The following is a 20,977-nucleotide window of genomic DNA, read 5'->3' on the forward strand; positions in this document are numbered from 1 at the left end:
ACGTTTAATTTTAAATTTTACTATAAATCCAAAAACTAAAGGAGAACAACAATGAAAATACAATTCATATTACACGAAACATTTGAAGCACCAGGAGCTTATCTTGCTTGGGCAGCACTTTCTGGACACGATGTTTCCATAACAAAAGTATATCAATATGAAAACTTGCCTGAAAATGCAGATTCATTTGATTTTCTGATTGTAATGGGAGGACCGCAGAGTCCTATTGGAGATAATAGTGAATTTCCCTATTTTGACGCAAAATCTGAAATTAAATTGATTAAAAAGGCTATAAAGGCTGATAAATTCGTAGTTGGAGTTTGTCTTGGAGCTCAGTTGCTGGGAGAAGCATTTGGTGGAAAAACAGAAAAAAGCCCTTTCCGTGAAATAGGAAATTTTCCAATTGAACTGACAAAAGATGGACTGAAAGACGATAAAATAAAGCATTTTGGAAAACAGGCTATTGTAGGGCATTGGCATAGTGATATGCCAGGATTAACAGATACTGCAAAAGTCTTGGCAACAAGTAAAGGGTGTCCACGCCAGATTATAAAATACAGCGAAAAACATTATGGCTTTCAATGCCATCTCGAATTTACCAAAGCACTAACTGAGTTATTAATATATTCAGATAAAACTCTTGAGCAGGATAGCCAAACTTTACCTTTTGTTCAATCTTCTCAAACAATACGTAACAATAGCTATGATGAAATGAATAATCTTCTCTATAAGTTTTTAGACAAACTTACAAAAGAATAAAATAAATATGTAGAAAATAGCTAAATTCAATTTAAAATACTTTCTAAATCTTGTTTTTAAAATATTTTAAGGTATAATGTAATAAAAGTAATCTAAAATAAAAAAATTTAGGAGGTTTATTATGAAAAAATTATTTTTTTCAATTTTTTTAATGTTTTGTCTAAACATTTTTTCCAATGTAAATTACAATGTTTTTGTAATTATGGATAACAACGCAACTAGAAATGTGGAAAATATTTCAAAAGGGCTTAAAGATGTAGGAATTGAAAGCTTTTATTCCAAAGGATATGCAGTCCATCTGACTTTGTACCTTACAGAATATAAGCCTGAAGCACTAAAAACAATAAAGGATACTGTCAACAAAATTGCAAATCAGACAAAATCCTTTGATATAGAATTTTACAGATTAAGAAAAACTGGCGGAAACTGGTTTATGCTAGATGCTCAAAATAATGAAACTATACAGCAACTTGCAGATGAAATAACAGTCAGCCTGAACAAATATCGTGCAAAGGACGCACAAGTTCCTGACTGGGCAAAATCTATTCCTGAAAAAGTAAAATCATTCAATTTGTACGGCTCTCCAAACGTATTTACAAGCTTTGATCCCCACATAACTTTACTTACTCCAGAAGATTCAGCAAAAATAGATACATTTACTTCAAAATATGATTTTAAACCTTTCAAATCTAAAGTTATTGGTATCGGAATCGCTCAAGTTGACGATTTGGGGCAAGCAAAAAATATAATTTATTCGGTAAAATTTAAAAAATAAAAAAGGAGAAATCGTATGAAAAAACTTGAAAATTATGAACAAATACTTAATAAAATAAAAGAAGAAGAATATTTTTTATTATACGTTTCAATGAATAATTGCAGCGTTTGTCAGGTTGATATGCCAAAAGTTGAGAAAATTGTTAATGAACAAAATTTTCCCGCTTATCATATCGAAGCATCTGAAATTCCTGAAGCTGTTGGGCAATTAAATCTATTTTCAGTCCCAGTAGTTATTCTATTTTATGAAGGCAAAGAGATACATAGACAAGCTAAAATCATTGATTTTGAAGAATTAAATTATAGAATTGAACAAATAAGTGAAAATAAATAAATACCAAAAGGGAACCAATTCTAATAAAACTAGAACTAATTCCCTTAATTTTATTTATCTAACATTTTTAAACCATAAGATCTAAAAATTCCTTCTGCCTTATCAATCAATTCTCGTGTCGGAGTTGGTGTATCCTTTAATTTATATTCTTTCCCAACTTTTTCCCATTTATACTGACCCATCTGATGAAATGGTAAAACATCCACTCTTTCCACATTCTTTAACTGCGAAGTAAATTTTGCCCACTCGTGCAAGTCATTTTCATCATCAGAATATCCTGGAACTAACACATATCTCAGCCAAGTTGGCTTATTAATTTCATTCAAATATTTTGCAAATTTTAATGTATTATCAAGCTCCACTGAAGTTAATATTTTATATTTTTCAGGATTTATGTGCTTAATATCAAGAAGCACCATGTCAACAAGCTCAAGCACTTGTTTTGCCTTATCAGAAAAAATATAGCCAGATGTATCAAGTGCTGTCTGAATCCCATTTTCACGACAAAGTTTAAACAGTTCCATCAAAAATTCAGGCTGCATCAAAGGCTCTCCCCCAGAAACCGTAACTCCTCCAGTCTTTATAAATCCTCTTACCTTCAAAATTTCCTTCATAACTTCAGATGCAGTCATAATCATTTTTTTATCTTTAATTTCCCAAGTATCTACATTATGGCAATACAGACATCTAAGAGGACATCCCTGCAAAAACAGCACAAATCTGATTCCAGGTCCATCTTTAGTCCCAAACGATTCAAATGAATGTATATATCCTTTCACTTCCATATTAATTTTCTCTCTTTCTTTTTTATTCATAAATTATTTGATAACTTAAATTTTATTTAATGCTATATTATTTTCATTTTTTAAACATAGTCTAGTATAAACTAATCTGTCGGAGCATTTTTCTGTGCTGACAAAATTGTTTGAGCATAGCGAGTTTTTTGTCAGTGCAGAAAAATGTCGTAGACTAGCCATAGGTTGTAGGATTTGCGGCAATGAGCAATCCTACGAAAATAAAAATGAAAAAACACAGTAATATGAAAAAATATTTATTAATCAAAATATCTAAAAAATAATAAAAAACAATTTAGTTGAATGATTATGAATTAACTATCAAACAACCCTATTATAAAAATTTATTTCCATTTTTAAACAGGGTTTAGTATAAATTATCATACAATAGAAAAGAATGCCGCATAATTCATATTTTTATGAAACTATGCGACATTTTTCATATTTTTAGAAAATCGTTACAAAATTTACTTCAGATTTTCATACTTAAATTTCTAAATTTTTCAAATACTACATTTTATTTGAAATTGTTCTGTTAATTACATCTAATTGTTGTTCTCTAGTCAATTTAACAAAGTTTACTGCATATCCAGAAACTCTTATTGTCAATTGAGGATAATTTTCAGGATGTTCCATCGCATCTTCCAACAAATCTCTTCCAAATACGTTTACATTCAAGTGATGTCCTGTTTGATTGAAGTATCCATCCATTAATCCAACTAAGTTAGTTTGTTTTTCATTTGAATTTTTACCTAATGTTTCTGGTGTAATTGCGAATGTGTAAGAAATTCCATCATTTGCATCTTCAAATGGGATTTTAGCTACTGAGGCAAGTGAAGCAACAGCTCCTCTTGTATCTCTTCCATGCATAGGGTTTGCTCCTGGACCAAATGGTGCTCCAGCTCTTCTTCCATCAGGAGTATTTCCTGTTTTCTTACCGTATACTACGTTTGAAGTAATTGTCAATACAGATTGTGTAGGAGTTGCATTTCTGTACATTTTGTGAGTTCTTAATTTGTTCATAAATCTTCTTGTAATGTCTACTGCAAACTGATCTGTCGCATCGTCATTATTTCCGAATGGAACATAATCTTTTTCATTGATGTAGTCAACTGCGTCCCCTTCTTCATCTCTTACAACTTTTACTTTACCATATTTAATAGCTGCCAATGAATCTGCAATAATTGATAATCCTGCAATTCCAAATGCTTCTGTTCTTCTAATGTTAACATCATGCAATGCCATTTCCAATGCTTCATAAGAATATTTATCGTGCATATAGTGAATGATATTCAATGCTTTAACATAAGTTGAAGCTAACCAGTCTAACACTTTGTCTAATTTTTCCCATACTTCGTCAAATTCCAAGTATTCACCTTTAATTGGTTCAAATTGTCCTTCTGGAGTAACTTGAATTTTTGATTTTTCATCTTTTCCACCGTTAATTGCATATAGTAATGCTTTTGGCAAGTTTACTCTTGCTCCAAAGAATTGCATTTGATGCCCAATAGTCATTGGAGATACACAACAAGCGATTCCATAGTCATTACCAAATTGTGGACGCATAATGTCATCATTTTCATATTGCACTGATGATGTATCAATTGATACTTTAGCACAGAATTTTTTCCAAGTTTCAGGTAATTGTTCACTCCATAAAACTGTCAAGTTTGGTTCAGGCGAAGTTCCCATATTGTACAATGTATGTAAAATTCTGAATGAGTTTTTAGTAACTAATGATCTTCCATCTTCTCCAATACCACCAATTGATTCAGTTACCCAAACTGGATCTCCTGAGAATAACGCATCATATTCAGGTGTTCTTAAGAATCTGATTATTCTTAATTTCATAACAAAGTGATCCATTATTTCCTGAGCTTCTTTTTCAGTTAAAGTTCCTTCCTGCAAATCTCTTTCCAAGTAAATATCTAGGAATGTAGAAGTTCTTCCAATACTCATTGCAGCTCCATTTTGATCTTTTGTAGCAGCTAAGTATGCAAAATATAACCATTGTACTGCTTCTTTACCATTAGTCGCAGGCTGTGAAATGTCAAATCCATAAGCTTCAGCCATTCTCTTTAATGCTTGTAATGCTTTGATTTGTTCAAAAATTTCTTCTCTTAATCTGATAACATCTTCTGTCATTTCAACAGGATCTAAATTTAATAATTCTTTTTGTCTGTCAGAAATTAATCTGTCCACCCCATAAAGGACAACTCTTCTGTAATCTCCGATGATTCTTCCACGTCCGTAAGCATCTGGAAGTCCAGTTATAATTCCTGTTCTTCTAGCTTTTCTGATTTGTTCAGTATAAGCCGAGAAAACTCCATCATTATGAGTTTTTCTATATTTAGTAAAAATTTCTTCTGTTTCAGGATCCAATTTATATCCAAACGCTTCCAAGCTGTTTTTTACCATTCTCAATCCACCGTTAGGGAAAATCGCTCTTTTTAAAGGCGCATCAGTTTGCAGTCCTACGATTTTTTCCAAGTCTTTGTTGATATATCCTGCTCCGTAAGCATCAATTTGAGATGGTATTTTAGTTTCAGCATCATAAATACCTTTTTCTCTTTCTACTTTAAATTTTTCTGAAAGACTTTTCCATAATTCAGTAGTAGCTTCTGTTGGACCTTCTAAAAAGCTGTCATCTCCTAAATATTCAGTATAATTTAATCTGATAAATTCTGTAACATCGATGTTGTTTGTCCAATTTCCTTCTTTAAATCCTCTCCATGCGTTCATTATTTAACAACACATCCTTTCAAACATTTTATTTATTTGTAATCATTGTAATATTGATTTCACTCTACTAGTATTATACCCCAAAAATTTCATAAAAGCAAATATATTTTTACATTTTTTTTAAACTTTTTTCAGTAGAAAAATATGCTATAATCCTTTATTTATAGTGAAAAAAGTAACTTGTGTTTTCTATTAACCATTTCTATTTTTTGCAAGTTTTATTAATTTTAAAATAATTTCTATCTAATGTTTTTTTATTGTCTTTTTATTCTTTTAGGAAATATTCTTCTTTCTTTTTTAAATTCTAAATATTGTATCATCATAGTCCGTAAATGTATCATTTGTTTTAAAAAATTATTTTTATTTTTCAAAGCTCCTTTTTCGTTCTCAATTTCAAAATGATATATCGGAATTTCTGAATAATTTTTTATTATACTTATAAACTTGGAACTTGAAATTAATAGTATTTGTTCAAATTCATCATTATTTTTAGTAATAATCTTTTTAAATTTATCTAACCGTTCTACTTTTACTATATTTATGAAATTAAAAATTTTACTTACTTTATTATATACTTTTAAGATTTCCTTTTCCTCTAAGTCAACTAATATTAATGTTGAAATTTTTTGAACTTTATCTAAATCTACGTATTTTTTTATAATTTGTTTACTAGGGAAATTTTTATTTTCAAAATTTATTGACGATTCTGCAATATCATAAAATTCTATCTTATCTTGCTCTGCTGATTTTTTAATTTTCAGATTTTCATCATTTTGCAAAGATAATTCTCTATTAATTTTATTTATTACATTTTCCGCATTATTTCTTTTCCTGTGTAATTTTTTATAAAACGTTAAAATAAATTTTGGATTCATTTCTAACTTTTCTCTTTTAAAAATTTTTTCCATAATTACAAGAAAGTTTTCATTTTTAAGAGTTTTTGAAATAGTATGATTGTAGTTTGTATCTTCATTCTTAAAATTCAAGAGAAAATAAACTAACATTTTATATTTTTCATCTATTGAAATTATATTTGTGTATTCTTTAATATAAGAAAAAATTAACTTGTGAATGTATTTAACATTCTTTATTTTTAGGATTTCCTGCATAATCTTAAAATAAAAATTTTCTTGATACGTACTTTTACCAATATAAATTTTTTCTAATCTTCTACATAAAATTTCCTTTAAATAATTTTCCTTGAACTCTTTAAAATTAGAATTTTTCTCTTCAAATAATTTTTCTATGTTTTCAGATTTTACATATTCTGAATATTTAATATTAAAAATCTCCAGTATTTGTTTTAAATCATTTTGAATATTTCTTTTATTTTCTTGAGGTTTCTTAATTTGTTTATTAAAGTTATAAATGTTTAATTTTTCTTTTCCGAATAGTAAAATGAATGAAATGAGGTCTCGTCGAAATGTCTTTTTTATATCTTTACTTTCTATCTTAAATATATTTTCATCATATTTTCCAAAATAATATAAATAATTTTTACTTGCATGTATTATCCCAGTGTTACGCTCCTGCAAAAACTTATTTATATTTTTAATATTCTTAAATCCATATTTTTCTAGCAAATCTTTTTTATTAACTATCTTAAAATTCAAAATCTCCTTTAACAAGTCACTTTCATTAAAATCAATTTTCACTACCCATTTTCACCCCATAATTATTATTTCTCCTGTAATACTGATGTTTACAGGCATTTTCATAATAACAATTATGAATTTATTTTTTTAGATGACGTTTTTAATTTTTTTATTTATTGAAAATACCCTATAAATATTGACTTATCTTTATTTGTTAAAATTAATTTTAAATTAAACAAACAGTTTATAATTTTCAAAAAAATATCTTGAAATATATATTTTTATTATAGAAATAACATTATAATATTTTTCAAATTTTTATGAAAAAAATTTTATTATTAAGTATAGTTAATTTGCTTTAAATTTTAAAGTTTCTTCAATTTTGTTATTTTAAAATTGTAGTGTCTATGTTATTTTAAAGAATTGATTTATTAGATTTTTTAATAATTTTTGTTTAAATTAAATTGATATGAAAAAAGAGAATGCTAAATTATCTAAACAATAAAATTCATTATTGATTATTTTTTTACACTCTCTCATTAAATAAAGTTTCTACATTTATTTATTAAACAGTTTTTGAATTTCAATCTTTTTTTGCACTAATCGTTCTGGCAATTCGTTCATCCACACCAGCGGATCTTTGGGATTTACAAGCCTTTTTATATTATCCTTATTTTTTTCTTCGTCAAACCATATAAGTTTCGTAATTGCTCCCGCCCCAATTCCAATAATCGTCTTATTTTCCTCGATCATTTCGATGTTGTAAATTGATTCACTTCCATTTAAAGAATACCCTAGATTTTCTCCCCATTGAAAGCTATTTTTCTGGCGATACATATAATATGGAAAAAGCCCTTTATTTTCAGTTACATTTTGGATTTTTTCGTAAATTTTTTCATAATCCAGTACGTCTTCATGAACATAATTTTCTTTGTTAAGACGGCTTGCATTTTTTATCGCCAAATTGTGAATTGTCAGATTTTCCATGTTGTATTTGGAAATCTCGTCCATTGTGTACAAAATATCTTCTGTAGTTTCACGTGGCAAGCCTAAAATTAAGTCCATGTTTATTTCTAATCCCAGATTTTTAGCAAGCTTGTAAACATTATCAAATTGCTCCCTGTTGTGATAACGATTTACAAGTTTTAGAGTTTTTTCATTAAAAGATTGTGGATTTATACTGATTTTATTTATTCCATAGCTTTTAATAATAGTCAATTTCTCTTCATTTAACGTGTCAATTCTTCCTGCTTCAAATGTAAATTCCTTTAAATAATCCAAATTATAGTTTTCTTTTACAGTTTCTAGCAATTCGTCAATTTCTTCTGCCGTTAAGATTGAAGGTGTTCCTCCACCAATATAAATTGTGTTGATTTTTAAATCAAGTTCCTGCGTTAATTGTCCGATTTCACGGATTTCGTGGTAAATTGACTCTATGTATTCATCATATTGCTCTGCATATTTCCCACGTAGCAGATAGGCTGGGAATGAACAGTATGAGCATTTTGTAGGGCAAAAGGCAATTCCGATATAAATTCCGATTGTTTCTTTATCCAGATATGGCTCCTGACGTTTTACAATGTCTAGCAGAAGTTTTCTTTTTTCATTACTTACAAAGTATATTTTTTCCAATATTTCGTTAATTTCATTATAAGATAATCCCATCTTTAAAAAACGCCCCACAATCTTTGTAGGACGTACTCCTATTAAAATACCCCATTTATATTCATTTTTTTTATCAAAAAGTTTCATTAAGGAACTTTTAGCCATAACTTCTGCCTGATCAAAATATTCTTCATTGACTTTCTTATGTGAAAATGTAACTTCTTTTAAAATTTTTCCATTTTTATTATCAATTAATATCGTATTTACAGTAATTTTTTCTGTATTATCACTTTCTGAATCTTTTAGTTTTCCACAGTTATTCTCAAAGTTTTCCACATCTTGATTTTTTCTAAAATTAACACTAATTTCCACATCATTTTCACTATTTTCCAAAAGAATATCATAATGCTCAGGTAAAAGCACACGAATAAATTCCTCAAGTTTATTCTGATTAATCTCAATATTCGCTCTTATCATCTATTTTATAGCTCCCATAAAGTATAGCACCAGCACAACTATCCCAAGAACAATCCGATAATATCCAAATATCTTGAAATCGTGCTTTTTAATGTAATTCATAAAGACTTTTATCACAGCATACGCAAATACAAATGATAAAACAAATCCTAAAGCAATCAAAAACCATTCATACCCACTTAAAGCCGTACCAAGTTTTACCAGTTTCAAAAGTGTCGCCCCAAGCATTGTCGGAATCGCAAGAAAAAATGAAAATTCCGTTGCTAAAACTCTGTTTAATCCGAGTAAAACTCCACCAATAATCGTAGCAGCTGATCTCGAAGTTCCCGGAATCATAGCAAGACATTGAAACAGCCCTACTCCAATTGCAGTTTTTACTGACATCTGAGTGATTGAAGTAATTCCTCCTTCCTTTTTCTCCCTAGACTCAAGCCAAATAAGTATAACTCCATAAATAACCAGCATTACTGCCACAACTACCGAATTAAACAGCACTTTATCAATAATATCATCAAACAAAAGTCCCAGAACAACCGCAGGAAGCACTGCAATCACTATTTTTATCCACATTTGAATAATATCCATCCGCTGACTTTGGCTAAGCCCTTTTGCAAACGGAAAAATTCTTTTCCAATAATATACAACTACCGATAAAATTGCCCCTAACTGTATAATTATCTTAAATGCATTGGCAAACTCCTCATTTTGTGAAAGCTGCAAAAACTGATCCACAATAATCATATGCCCTGTACTACTGACAGGTATAAACTCTGTAAGCCCTTCCACAAGGCTTAAAATAAATACTTTAATAATATCTGCAAACATAATATTTTCCTTTCTATAATAATTTTTATTTCTTAACATTATATCATATATTTTTAACTTTATTAATAGTTAGATACATTTCTGACAGAGTAAAAAATATAGGGGCAAATAAATTTAATTAAATTTCGAATTAACAAAAAAGAGGAAACCAGTTACAATATAATCGCTAAATCCTATTGAAAGGTGGTTTCCTCTATGATTAGAATATCAAATTTTTCTTCACTTGTAAAGACTTTTTTTAAAAATATTTTTTCCTTCAGACTTCCGTTTGAGCAGCAGTTTAAGCTGTTTGTCACAAAAGCTTTTGAAACGCTGTTTAGAGTTTATGTCAAAAGAGTTGATGATTACTTCTTTCATTCCAACGAAAGAAAAGATAAGTTTAAAAGCAAAGGATTTGTTAAAAGAACTGTTACCACTGCCTTCGGGGATGTAACTTTTGAACGTCGAAAATATGTAGACAAAAAAACAGGCATTCACTACTATATTGATGAAAAAATTGGACTTAAGCGGTATAGACAGCTTTGTAAGAGAGCTTGGAATTTACAAGCCAATACACATTTATGACAAGTTCCATTTAGTAAAAGCCATAGCTGAAATTTCTAAAAGGGACAAGGAAATATCAAAAAATCTTTACAGGTGGCTTGAGAAAGATAACTTTGCAGAACTTGAAAACTTTTATGAAAATTTCAAGGAAAAGGAGAATGTAAGCCAGAGAAGAAAAGACCAGACGAAGATGCTGTTTAACCAGTATGAGAAGATAAGAAGAATATATACGGAGGAGGACTACATAGGCTCAAGGACGGAAGCCCTAGTATCCCACGAATGCTCAAGATTTCTATCAAGCAGGCCAAAAGCATTTTCAAGAAGAAAGATAAAGGCAAGAGCATTATACCACACTTTCTTTGCAAACTATGGAAAAAACAGGTAAAAGGCGTATGAATTGTACTTTAGCGGCAAAAGAACGAGTTCACTAGAAAAGGTAATAGAAATGGAATGCTTGCCAGAAATTGTTAATGAAGCAGAGAAAAGCACAAACATTCCATATTTGAGAGGAGGAGAATGTCCTATTAGGGAAGTTTTAAAAGAAATATCACAAAGTAAAATATTTTAAAAAAAGCAGTCAAAAAAGATTTGTTGTGGTATTTAATGACTGCCCCTATATTTTTTACTCTGTCCTGAATATTTTACTTACTTGCATTTCTAATTTAAATATGTTATAATTAGAGCGATAAAAACCAAATAAAAAACAAAAAAAATCTAAAATAAATGGAGGAAAATTTAAAATGGCAAAAGCTAAATTTGAAAGAAGCAAACCACACGTAAACGTAGGAACAATCGGTCACGTTGACCATGGAAAAACAACAACAACAGCAGCAATATCAAAAGTATTGGCTGAAAAAGGGCTAGCTGAAAAAGTTGATTTTGAAAACATCGACCAAGCCCCTGAAGAAAGAGAAAGAGGGATTACAATCAACACAGCTCATATCGAATACGAAACAGAAAAAAGACACTATGCTCACGTTGACTGTCCAGGCCATGCCGATTACGTAAAAAATATGATTACAGGAGCAGCTCAAATGGATGGTGCTATCCTAGTAGTATCAGCAGCTGATGGTCCTATGCCTCAAACAAGAGAACATATCCTACTTGCAAGACAAGTTGGAGTTCCTTATATCGTAGTTTACTTAAACAAAGTAGATATGGTAGATGACGAAGAATTATTAGAATTAGTAGAAATGGAAGTAAGAGAATTACTAACAGAATATGGATTCCCTGGAGACGATGTACCAGTAATCAAAGGGTCTTCATTAGGAGCACTAAATGGAGAACAAAAATGGATAGATGCAATTGTTGAACTTATGGACGCAGTTGACGAATATATCCCAACACCAGAAAGACCAGTTGACCAATCATTCTTGATGCCAATTGAAGACGTGTTCACAATTACAGGAAGAGGAACAGTTGTAACAGGAAGAGTAGAAAGAGGAGTAATCAAGGTTGGTGAAGAAGTGGAAATCGTAGGAATCAAACCAACAACAAAAACAACTGTAACAGGAGTAGAAATGTTCAGAAAATTATTAGATTCAGGACAAGCTGGAGATAATATAGGAGCATTATTAAGAGGAACTAAGAAAGAAGAAGTGGAAAGAGGACAAGTACTTGCTAAACCAGGAACAATCAATCCACATACAGGATTTAAATCAGAAGTATATGTATTGACGAAAGATGAAGGAGGAAGACATACACCATTCTTCACAGGATACAAACCACAATTCTACTTCAGAACGACTGATATTACAGGAGAAGTAAACTTACCAGAAGGAGTAGAAATGGTAATGCCTGGAGATAACATTGAAATGACAGTAGAATTAATTCACCCAATCGCGATGGAAGAAGGATTAAGATTTGCGATAAGAGAAGGTGGAAGAACAGTAGCTTCAGGAGTAGTTGCAACTATTACTAAATAGTTTTCTTTATCAATAAATTATGTAATATTAAAATAATTATTATATTTGGATTTTAAAACATACCAAATACATCTTTATAAAATCTTGAGGAAATTTAGTTAATTATTAAATATAAATTTTGATGTGTTTAATATGAATTAGATAGTACTCAAGACCTTTATAATTTAAGATATAAATATAAAGTTTTAGAAAAAATTATTTTTGTATCTTAAATAAATTTAAATTATGATTCTATTAAGGTTTCTTAAAAAAGAATATTATTTATTCTTTTAAAAAAAAACTTTACAAATTCATATTATTGTGTTAGAATTAGAATTGAATTATTAAGATATATATTTGTTAAAATTATTTTTAGGAGGAAGAACAATGAAAAAATTATTAGGATTATTAGCATTAGCAGTAGTATCAGCTTCTGCATTCGCTGATCAAGACACATTAAAAGAAATTCATTTTTCAAGTGAATTAAGACAAACTTATACAGATAAAAATAGACAAACTTCAAATGGATTAGGTGCTTCTGGATTCAAAAAAGATAACCAAGAAAATACTAAAGTAAGAACTATCTTGGGTGGAGACTTAAATTTAGTTGATGAAGGAAACTTAGGATTAAGATTTGAATTTCAAAATGATCAAGATAGAGCAAGAAACCCTTATGATGCTTACAAAGCGGATAACAGAATTGGTTCTTATGGTGCGTATGACAAATCTAGAACTTGGGAAAATGATATTGCATTATACAAAGATGTCACATTAGGTTCTTGGACTTCTAAATGGGAATTAGGATGGAAGTATAAAGCTACTAACGGTAAGAGCAGATATGCAGGACATAGAGGAACATCAAATGAAATTTATGTAGGACCTACATTTGACATTAATTTCTTAGGACAAAATTTCAATGCAAAAACTCAATTAGTTTACTTTGACGAAACAGGTAATAAAAGTGCAGATAATGCATGGAGCGGTAATGATTTTGATAGAAAGAAAGTATCCGGTATAGGAGCTAATATTGACTTATCTACTAGCGGTAAAATTTTTGATAATAAATTTGGAAACTTAGGATATTATGCTAATGCAAATCAACGTGTAAGAGATGCAAGAGGTACTTTATCTGAAACTCAAAAAGATGCAAAACCTAGTGTATACTTAGACTATGTTGTAGGAGCAACTTATAATACACCTTCAGTTGTAGGATTCTACGGATTAGTTAATACTGAAAATGAATGGGAAAAACATACTGCTAAACATGGATTCCAAAATAACTTCTCAGTATGGACTGGATTAGGATATAAAGTAGGATTTGATTTACCAGTTGGAACATTAACAGTAAATCCAGTAGTTAAATATAAAGTAGTTAACAAAGAAACTGTTAAAGGTTCTTTCTATGATAAGCGTTTTTATATGAGTCCAGATAAAGAAAAATACACAAGAGAAACTAACGAAGTAAGAGCTGGAGTAAGTGTTGGTTTAGAAGTTAAATAATTTTATAAAAAGAGATGAGAGATTTTTTTCATCTCTTTTTTTGTATTCAAAATTATGAAACTCCCTAAAACTACACTATTTTTTAAGTATTCAGATTAATAATTTTTCTAAGAATAAAATAGAATAAATAAAAACGTAAAATTTTTTAAAAATGAGTTGACAAATTTGTAAAAATATATTATACTAATTAAGTGATTTGAATATTTGCCCGAGTGGTGAAATTGGTAGACGCAACGGACTCAAAATCCGTCGATTTTATATCGTGCCGGTTCGACTCCGGCCTCGGGCACCAATAATATAATTAAATTTTTTCATAATAAATTTCACTCTATATTCTAGAGTGTTTTTTATTTTTTATAAAAATAGATATTTAGAGTTATAACATACTGGCATCTCTTTAAAATTAAACAAATACAAGGTTTAACTACACAGTCATAACCTTTAAGTCTCTTTTTTAAGAGGATTTGCTATAAACTACCTTAAAAATAAATTGAATAATTCTGTTCTTAACTTAAACCATTTAGTTTTTTTAGCTTGATTCTAAATGTGTGTGATAAGAAATTTCTTGAAATTCTAAAATAAAAATGATAACATTATAGTGTTTCAAATTACAAAAAGAAAAAATTTTGATATTTAACAAATGTTTTCGACTTTTATAGTTGGTAATAAAATTTACGTAATAAAGGACATATGATAATTTTTATAAACAATTCGAAAGCTATTCAGTAAAATAAAATTGGAACTTTTTTACAAAATATAAAATAAAAAAATTGGAGGGAATACAGTGGAAAAAAGAGCAACAATTATAACTTACGGTTGCCAAATGAACGTAAACGAAAGTGCAAAAATGAAACAAATGCTACAAACTATGGGATACAATATGACGGAAGATATTGAAAATACAGACTTGGTATTTTTAAATACGTGTACAGTTAGAGAAGGTGCAGCTGTTAAAGTTTATGGAAAATTAGGAGATTTGAAAAGAATTAAGGAAGAAAAAGATGGTAAAATGATTATCGGAGTTACTGGATGTCTTGCTCAGGAAGTAAGAGACGAATTTATAAAGAAAACTCCTTATGTAGATTTAGTGCTTGGAAATCAGAATATTGGAAGAATTCCTGATATTTTGGAAAGAATTGAATCTGGAGAAGATACACATATTGTTATGGTGGATGATGAGGATGAATTGCCGACTAGAGTAGATGCTGACTTTGGAGATGATATTGTTGCTTCAATTTCCATAACTTATGGATGTAACAATTACTGTACGTTTTGCATTGTTCCATATGTACGTGGAATGGAGCGTTCTGTACCGCTTAACGAAATTATTAGGGATGTTGAGCAATATACAAAGAAAGGATACAAAGAAATATTATTTTTAGGGCAAAATGTAAATTCATATGGAAGTGATTTTGCAAATGGACAGGATAATTTTGCTGAATTATTGGAGCAAAGTGCAAATGTAGAAGGGGATTTCTGGATAAAATATGTGTCTCCACATCCAAAGGACTTTAGTGATGAAGTAATAGATGTAATCGCAAGAAATCCTAAAATCGCAAGAATGCTACATTTACCGCTACAATCAGGTTCTACAAAAATTTTGGACTCAATGAATAGAGGTTACACAAAAGAAGAATTTATTGCACTTGCTAAAAAAATTAAAGAAAAAATACCTGATATCGGGCTTACAACTGATATTATTGTAGGGTTTCCAGGAGAAACTGATGAGGATTTTCAAGACACAATGGATGTTGTGAATGAAGTTGGATTTGAAAACGCATTTATGTTTATGTATTCAAAAAGAACAGGAACTCCTGCAGCTACAATGGAAGAACAAGTTGACGAACAGACTAAAAATGAAAGATTACAACAGCTTATGAGATTACAAAATATGAAAGCAAAGGAAGAAAGTCAAAAATATTTGGGACAAACTGTAAAAGTGTTAGTAGAAGGACCGAGCAGAAAAAATCCTGAAATGTTGACTGGAAGAAGTTCTACACATAAAATAATTTTATTTAAAAGTGATAGAAAAGACTTAAAAGGACAATTTGTAAATGTAAAAATTTATGATGCGAAAACTTGGACATTATATGGAGAGATGGTGGAATAATGGGAAAAATTGAAGATGAAAAAAAGTTGGAAGAGCAGGCTGAGCCAATTAAGAAAAAAAGAGGTAGACCAAAAGCTGCAGAAAAAATAGTTGAAGAAAGTGATAAAAAATTGGAAACTTTAGAAGAAAATAAAGAAAATAAAACAGAAGAAAAAAAAGTTACATTGGAACAAGGAAATGAAGAAGAGGAAATGATAAAAAATATATTGGAACAAAATGTAACTAATTTAAAAAAAATAGCTAAAGAATACAAAATTGAAGGATTTTCAGGAATGTCAAAACTTGAGTTAATTAATGCTATTCTTATTGAAAAAGGGAAAGAAAATGGAAAAACTTATGGTTTTGGAAAATTAGATATAATGAGTGAAGGAACTTATGGATTTTTGCGAAAAACTTCAATTGGTCCTGATATTTATATGTCAGTTTCACAAATAAAAAGATTTTTTCTGCGAAATGAAGATATTGTATTTGGAGAATTAAGAATTCCGATTGGAACAGAAAAAAACTATGGAGTTCTAAAAGTGCTATTAGTAAATGGAGATTTGCCAGAAAAATCGTTAAAACGTCCATATTTTGACGATTTGATTCCTTCTTATCCAGATGAAAAATTAAACTTGGGAAATGGTGAGATATCTTCAAGAATTATCGACTTAATTTCACCAATTGGAAAAGGGCAGAGAGGACTTATCGTTGCACCGCCAAAAGCTGGAAAAACGGTGTTACTGTCAACTCTTGCAAATGATATTATAAAATATAATCCAGAAATTGATGTATGGATATTATTAATTGACGAGAGACCTGAAGAAGTTACTGATATTAAGGAAAATGTAAAAGAAGCGGAAGTTTATTCAGCTACATTTGATGAAGATCCGAGAATGCACACACAAGTTACTGAAAACGTTCTGGAAATGGCAAAAAGAGAAGTTGAGCGTGGAAAAGATATTTTAATCTTAATGGACAGCCTTACAAGGCTTGCACGGTCGTATAACATCACAATTCCTTCAAGCGGAAAATTGATTTCTGGTGGAATTGACCCAAATGCACTTTATTATCCAAAAAGATTTTTAGGAGCTGCAAGAAATATTAAAAAAGGTGGAAGCTTGACAATTATAGCAACGGCTTTGATTGAAACAGGAAGTAGAATGGATGAAGTTATTTTTGAAGAGTTTAAAGGAACCGGGAATATGGAAATTCTTTTAAGTAGGACACTTGAACAGTTGAGAATATTTCCCGCGATAGATGTTTTAAAAAGTGGAACAAGACGTGAGGAATTATTAATTCCGAGAAAAAATTTGGAAAAAATATGGAGATTACGAAGAGAGCTTAGTGAAATGTCAGAAGTTGAAGGAATGAAAAATTTAATTGAACTTATAAAGCAATACAAAAATAATGATGAATTACTAGATGATTTATACAAACATAAAAAAGTTAAATAAAAAACTATACTGCACCCTTGTCTTTAATACAGGATAGAGTGCAGTTTTTTATATTTTTAATAAACTTATCTATGTAACCTTCTTTTAAATTCTTCTTTATAAGATTTATAGGCATATCTTAACATTATACTTAAAATAAAAAGAGGGATGGAAGAAAATATTGACCACGTCATTTTTTTACTTATAATCAATTCTAAAATTAACAAAAAAATTCCAACAAAAAAAATAAAAAAATTCAACATTTTTAACCTGTCACTTTTATGTTTATCCCATATAAATGAAAAGATTAACCCAACAAAATAAAATGCTACAACAATTGGAATCCCACGATTTACACTCCAAGTCAATTTTTTATCTCCCAAATCTAGCAAATACAAATATCCTGATACTCCAATCAGAATTAAAAATAAATTTGTTCTCATTCGATAGGAATCTAAAAATATAAATAATCCTAAATCAAAAACTAAAATTGAAAGAATTGCATAATATCCCCATTCTATTTTTCCATACATTATTAAATTTTGAAATAGGACTTCTAGTATTGAAATTATTGAAATTGTAAAAAATGAGAGAAATACAGCTTTTTTTACTTTTTTCATTTTCATTTCATATAAATTTATATTGATAATTGGATATTCCTTTTCATATTCCTTTTCTTCAAGTCCATCTATTCTCGGAACAACTGTTTCACATAATGGACATCTTTTTGTGCCTTCTTCCAGTTCTACTCCACATTTTATACAATACATCTTAATTTTCCCCCTTATATTTATGAATAATTTGTAATTATTTTAGATTTTATTCCCCTTTTTCGCAAATAAATAAAAAAATCTCTCTCAATATCATAATTTGCAGTTAAATTTCCAAAATTTACGTAAATTTTCTGATTATCACTAATAACTCCCATTTTTATTTTACATCGTTTACTTGGTGGCGGCAAAAATCTCAAGCCTTTTAAAAATTTTTCATATTTTTTATCAATTTTGAAAATTCCTAAATTTGAAAATCCAGTTGTATAGCCACGTTCACCATAATAATCAAAAATAAATGGAAAAAATAGCCGCTTTATCAAATATGGAACTGACTTTATTATCATATTTCCAATCGGATTCATAGCTTTATAAATACTTTTATAAAATTCCTTTTTAGTAATTTTTAATGCAAAATAATTATCCAGATACGTTATAATTTCTGAAAGGGAATAGGCTCCAAGACTGGCATCCACACTAGGAGTTATATTTATGAAAAAATTTCTGTAAGTCGTTTCTTCAAAAATTTTTCGTAAATCAACTGGAACTCCAATAACAATTGGATTTTTTGCCTGCGAGTATCTGTCCAGCAAAATTTTAAAATACACTGCAAGCAAATATTTTCCAATGGTTGTTCCATATTTTTTACTTTCCGCTTTTAAATCGTTTATGGAAATTTCTCCTGTCGTAACGTGATACTGCCCTTTTTCCAATATTTTTATTGGTAAATGAAATGCTGATTTTATTGTGGTTTCTTTACTCACTTTTTTTAAATATTTTTCATATAAATCGACATATTCATTTTTTTTTATTTTTTCTGTTTCACCAGAGCTTTCTAATATTTCTTCTATTTTTTGGAAATTTGTTTTTTCACAGAAATATTTTTCTTCTAAATATTTTTCAATTAAATCCTGAAAAAATAATAATGCTCCTTTTCCATCTGTTAAAAAATGTGCTATTTCTATCGAGATTTTATTATTAAAATAGATTATTCTCAGCGGATTATCTTTTCTTATGTCTGTACAAGGGTATGTTACTTCTTTTCTAATCATAAAATGTGTTTTCTTTTGCTGCAAATAATTCCAGAAAATCCCTTTTTTTAGTTCTGAATTGTAAAATGGATATTTTTTTTCAAGAAAATTAGACACTTCTTTTAATATTTTTATATCAATATTTTCTGTAAACAATGCAGAAAGCCGAAAGCACGTTGTCCGCCCTTCGCTGATTATTGATGAATAGGTTTTTGCAAAAGCATCTAGCTCATACCAGATTTTTTCATTTTTCACATTTTTCCCCTTTTATTCAAATTTTTTAATTTAATTTTTTAAATAAATTTTTATTTTTCCAGATATTCTTTCAATTTTTCATAATTTTTTTTTGCTGTTTCATATCCAATTTTATAAACTTCAAAAAGTTTTTTACGATTTTTTTCAATTCTTCCCAAAGTCAACTCCACTTCTGGACGTATCACAAAAATTTCTCCCTTTTCCTCAAGTTTATCAATATAATCCAGTATTTCATTATATCGACTAAAACGTGTATTCATTAGTTCCACAAACTTAGGAAACTTTTTGTATCTTATTTTAATAATTTTCCCCAACTGGCTCTGTTTTTTTCTATAATCTTTATTACGTGTCAAAACTACAATATTTTTAGTATTTCCATTTTCAATAGACTTTTTAATTGGTATTGGATCAGAAACTCCTCCATCCAGATACACATTTCCGTTAATTTCCACTAGTCTAGAAAGAAGTGGCAATGAACTTGATGCTCTCACATAAATTGTATCTGTGTCAAAATCTTTAACTTCAGGATATTCGGCTTCTCCTGTTTCACAATTTGTAATTACTGCCTGAAATTTTGTCTTATTTTTTTTAAATGTTTCATTATCAATCGGATTAAGTTTATTTGGAATTTCATTGTAAACTAGATTCACATCAAATAAATCCCCTGTTTTAATCAAACTATAAAGAGTGCAATATCTTTTATCATTTAAATAATCCACTGACACATTAAATGCTCTTTTATGCTGCTTTGCCAAATAACTGCATGCGTGACAAGCTCCAGCAGACACTCCTATACAGTTATCAAATTCAATATTTTTTCCCAGAAAAAAATCTAGCACTCCCGCTGTAAAAATTCCTCTAAGCCCTCCGCCTTCCAGCACTAATCCTGTTCTGTCATTCATTTCAACTTCATCCCTTCTCAGTTTTATTTAATTTTTATCAATTAATATTTTACATTATTATACACCTAACAATCATATTTTTCCACTATTTTTACTTTTAAAGAAGAAAAAATTGTTGACATTTCTTTGTATATTTGGTATAATAAAATTGTAATAGATACAATTTTAAATAAATCATAATTTTTAAAGGAGTGATAAAAATGTCAAAAACAGTTGAAAAATTAAATCTTTACTTAGCTAACTTAAACGTACTTTATAGAAAAGTTCAAAATTACCACTGGAATATTGTTGGTGCTGGATTCTTTTCTGTTCATGCAAAATTGGAAGAATATTATGATGCAATAAATACACAAATTGATGATGTTGCAGAAAGAATTTTGTCAATAGGAGGACGACCTTTAGGAACTCTAAAAGATTACTTGGAAGTTACAACTATTAAGGAAGCTGAAAATAAGGAAATTTCTATTCCAGAAGCAGTAGCTGATGTAAAAAAAGAATTTGAAGCAATGTTAAAATTAGTAAAAGAAATAAAAGTTGTGGCTGACGAAGAAAATGATTATGGAACTTCTGCATTAGTTGACGAATATATCAGCACATACGAAAAAGATTTGTGGATGTTAAATGCATATTTAAAATAATACT

The 20,977-nt window shown here is 29.2% G+C and carries 16 protein-coding genes, 1 tRNA gene and 1 pseudogene; 10 read left to right on the forward strand and 8 right to left on the reverse strand.

The features are described 5' to 3' along the window. Nucleotides 1-51 precede the first annotated feature (51 nt). The 3 genes from LEBU_RS09460 (at nt 52) to LEBU_RS09470 (ending at nt 1,867) form a co-directional block, all read left to right on the forward strand. Nucleotides 52-759, forward strand: coding sequence for a type 1 glutamine amidotransferase (locus LEBU_RS09460; RefSeq protein WP_015770112.1), 708 nt, complete (start codon nt 52-54; stop codon nt 757-759). 121 nt (nt 760-880) lie between these two features. Further along, nucleotides 881-1,534, forward strand: coding sequence for a 2'-5' RNA ligase family protein (locus LEBU_RS09465; RefSeq protein WP_015770113.1), 654 nt, complete (start codon nt 881-883; stop codon nt 1,532-1,534). A gap of 15 nt (nt 1,535-1,549) precedes the next feature. Further along, the gene (locus LEBU_RS09470) at nt 1,550-1,867 is read left to right on the forward strand and encodes a thioredoxin family protein (RefSeq protein WP_015770114.1); all 318 of its coding nucleotides are present in this window, start codon (nt 1,550-1,552) and stop codon (nt 1,865-1,867) included. A gap of 50 nt (nt 1,868-1,917) precedes the next feature. Here LEBU_RS09470 and pflA read toward each other — a convergent pair whose 3' ends face one another. The 5 genes from pflA to LEBU_RS09495 all read right to left on the reverse strand — a co-directional run bounded on the left by pflA (nt 1,918) and on the right by LEBU_RS09495 (nt 9,905). After that, on the reverse strand, nt 1,918-2,646 hold the full coding sequence (pflA, locus tag LEBU_RS09475) for a pyruvate formate-lyase-activating protein (protein ID WP_041761004.1): 729 nt from the start codon (nt 2,644-2,646) through the stop codon (nt 1,918-1,920). A gap of 525 nt (nt 2,647-3,171) precedes the next feature. Next, entirely contained in the window at nt 3,172-5,403 is a 2,232-nt protein-coding gene (gene pflB, locus LEBU_RS09480; RefSeq protein WP_015770116.1) for a formate C-acetyltransferase, read from the reverse strand. Between the two features lie 254 nt (nt 5,404-5,657). Further along, nucleotides 5,658-7,058, reverse strand: coding sequence for a ligand-binding sensor domain-containing protein (locus tag LEBU_RS09485; RefSeq protein WP_015770117.1), 1,401 nt, complete (start codon nt 7,056-7,058; stop codon nt 5,658-5,660). A 498-nt stretch (nt 7,059-7,556) separates the two neighbouring features. Beyond that, complete coding sequence (locus tag LEBU_RS09490; RefSeq protein WP_015770118.1) at nt 7,557-9,080, reverse strand: coproporphyrinogen III oxidase; 1,524 nt, start codon at nt 9,078-9,080, stop codon at nt 7,557-7,559. Beyond that, the gene (locus tag LEBU_RS09495) at nt 9,081-9,905 is read right to left on the reverse strand and encodes an undecaprenyl-diphosphate phosphatase (protein ID WP_015770119.1); all 825 of its coding nucleotides are present in this window, start codon (nt 9,903-9,905) and stop codon (nt 9,081-9,083) included. Between the two features lie 195 nt (nt 9,906-10,100). Here LEBU_RS09495 and LEBU_RS09500 point away from each other — a divergent pair. From LEBU_RS09500 to rho, 6 genes and pseudogenes are all read left to right on the forward strand, one after another. Then, nucleotides 10,101-11,016: pseudogene (locus LEBU_RS09500) on the forward strand (UPF0236 family transposase-like protein). 172 nt (nt 11,017-11,188) lie between these two features. Beyond that, nucleotides 11,189-12,373, forward strand: coding sequence for an elongation factor Tu (gene tuf, locus LEBU_RS09505; protein ID WP_015770120.1), 1,185 nt, complete (start codon nt 11,189-11,191; stop codon nt 12,371-12,373). A 366-nt stretch (nt 12,374-12,739) separates the two neighbouring features. Beyond that, nucleotides 12,740-13,852 (forward strand): hypothetical protein, encoded by a 1,113-nt coding sequence (locus tag LEBU_RS09510; protein WP_015770121.1) that lies wholly within the window; start codon nt 12,740-12,742, stop codon nt 13,850-13,852. A 206-nt stretch (nt 13,853-14,058) separates the two neighbouring features. After that, nucleotides 14,059-14,144: transfer RNA gene (locus LEBU_RS09515), tRNA-Leu, on the forward strand. 492 nt (nt 14,145-14,636) lie between these two features. Next, on the forward strand, nt 14,637-15,962 hold the full coding sequence (gene miaB, locus LEBU_RS09520) for a tRNA (N6-isopentenyl adenosine(37)-C2)-methylthiotransferase MiaB (protein WP_015770122.1): 1,326 nt from the start codon (nt 14,637-14,639) through the stop codon (nt 15,960-15,962). A 191-nt stretch (nt 15,963-16,153) separates the two neighbouring features. Next, the gene (rho, locus tag LEBU_RS09525) at nt 16,154-17,398 is read left to right on the forward strand and encodes a transcription termination factor Rho (protein WP_015770123.1); all 1,245 of its coding nucleotides are present in this window, start codon (nt 16,154-16,156) and stop codon (nt 17,396-17,398) included. Between the two features lie 65 nt (nt 17,399-17,463). Here rho and LEBU_RS09530 read toward each other — a convergent pair whose 3' ends face one another. The 3 genes from LEBU_RS09530 to LEBU_RS09540 are packed head-to-tail and all read right to left on the reverse strand — an operon-like array spanning nt 17,464 to nt 20,335. Then, nucleotides 17,464-18,147 carry a DUF6320 domain-containing protein gene (locus tag LEBU_RS09530; RefSeq protein WP_015770124.1) on the reverse strand — a complete coding sequence of 228 codons (684 nt, stop codon included), beginning with the start codon at nt 18,145-18,147 and terminating at the stop codon, nt 17,464-17,466. Nucleotides 18,148-18,167: 20 nt separating this feature from the next. Continuing rightward, nucleotides 18,168-19,433, reverse strand: a complete 1,266-nt coding sequence (locus LEBU_RS09535) for a hypothetical protein (protein ID WP_015770125.1) — start codon at nt 19,431-19,433, stop codon at nt 18,168-18,170. Nucleotides 19,434-19,483: 50 nt separating this feature from the next. Continuing rightward, on the reverse strand, nt 19,484-20,335 hold the full coding sequence (locus LEBU_RS09540) for a patatin-like phospholipase family protein (protein WP_015770126.1): 852 nt from the start codon (nt 20,333-20,335) through the stop codon (nt 19,484-19,486). Between the two features lie 200 nt (nt 20,336-20,535). Between LEBU_RS09540 and LEBU_RS09545 the strand changes: the two genes are divergently transcribed. Further along, entirely contained in the window at nt 20,536-20,973 is a 438-nt protein-coding gene (locus LEBU_RS09545; protein WP_015770127.1) for a Dps family protein, read from the forward strand. The last annotated feature ends 4 nt before the right edge of the window (nt 20,974-20,977 follow it).

The sequence above is a fragment of the Leptotrichia buccalis C-1013-b genome, assembly GCF_000023905.1.
GTDB classification, from domain to species: Bacteria; Fusobacteriota; Fusobacteriia; order Fusobacteriales; family Leptotrichiaceae; genus Leptotrichia; species Leptotrichia buccalis.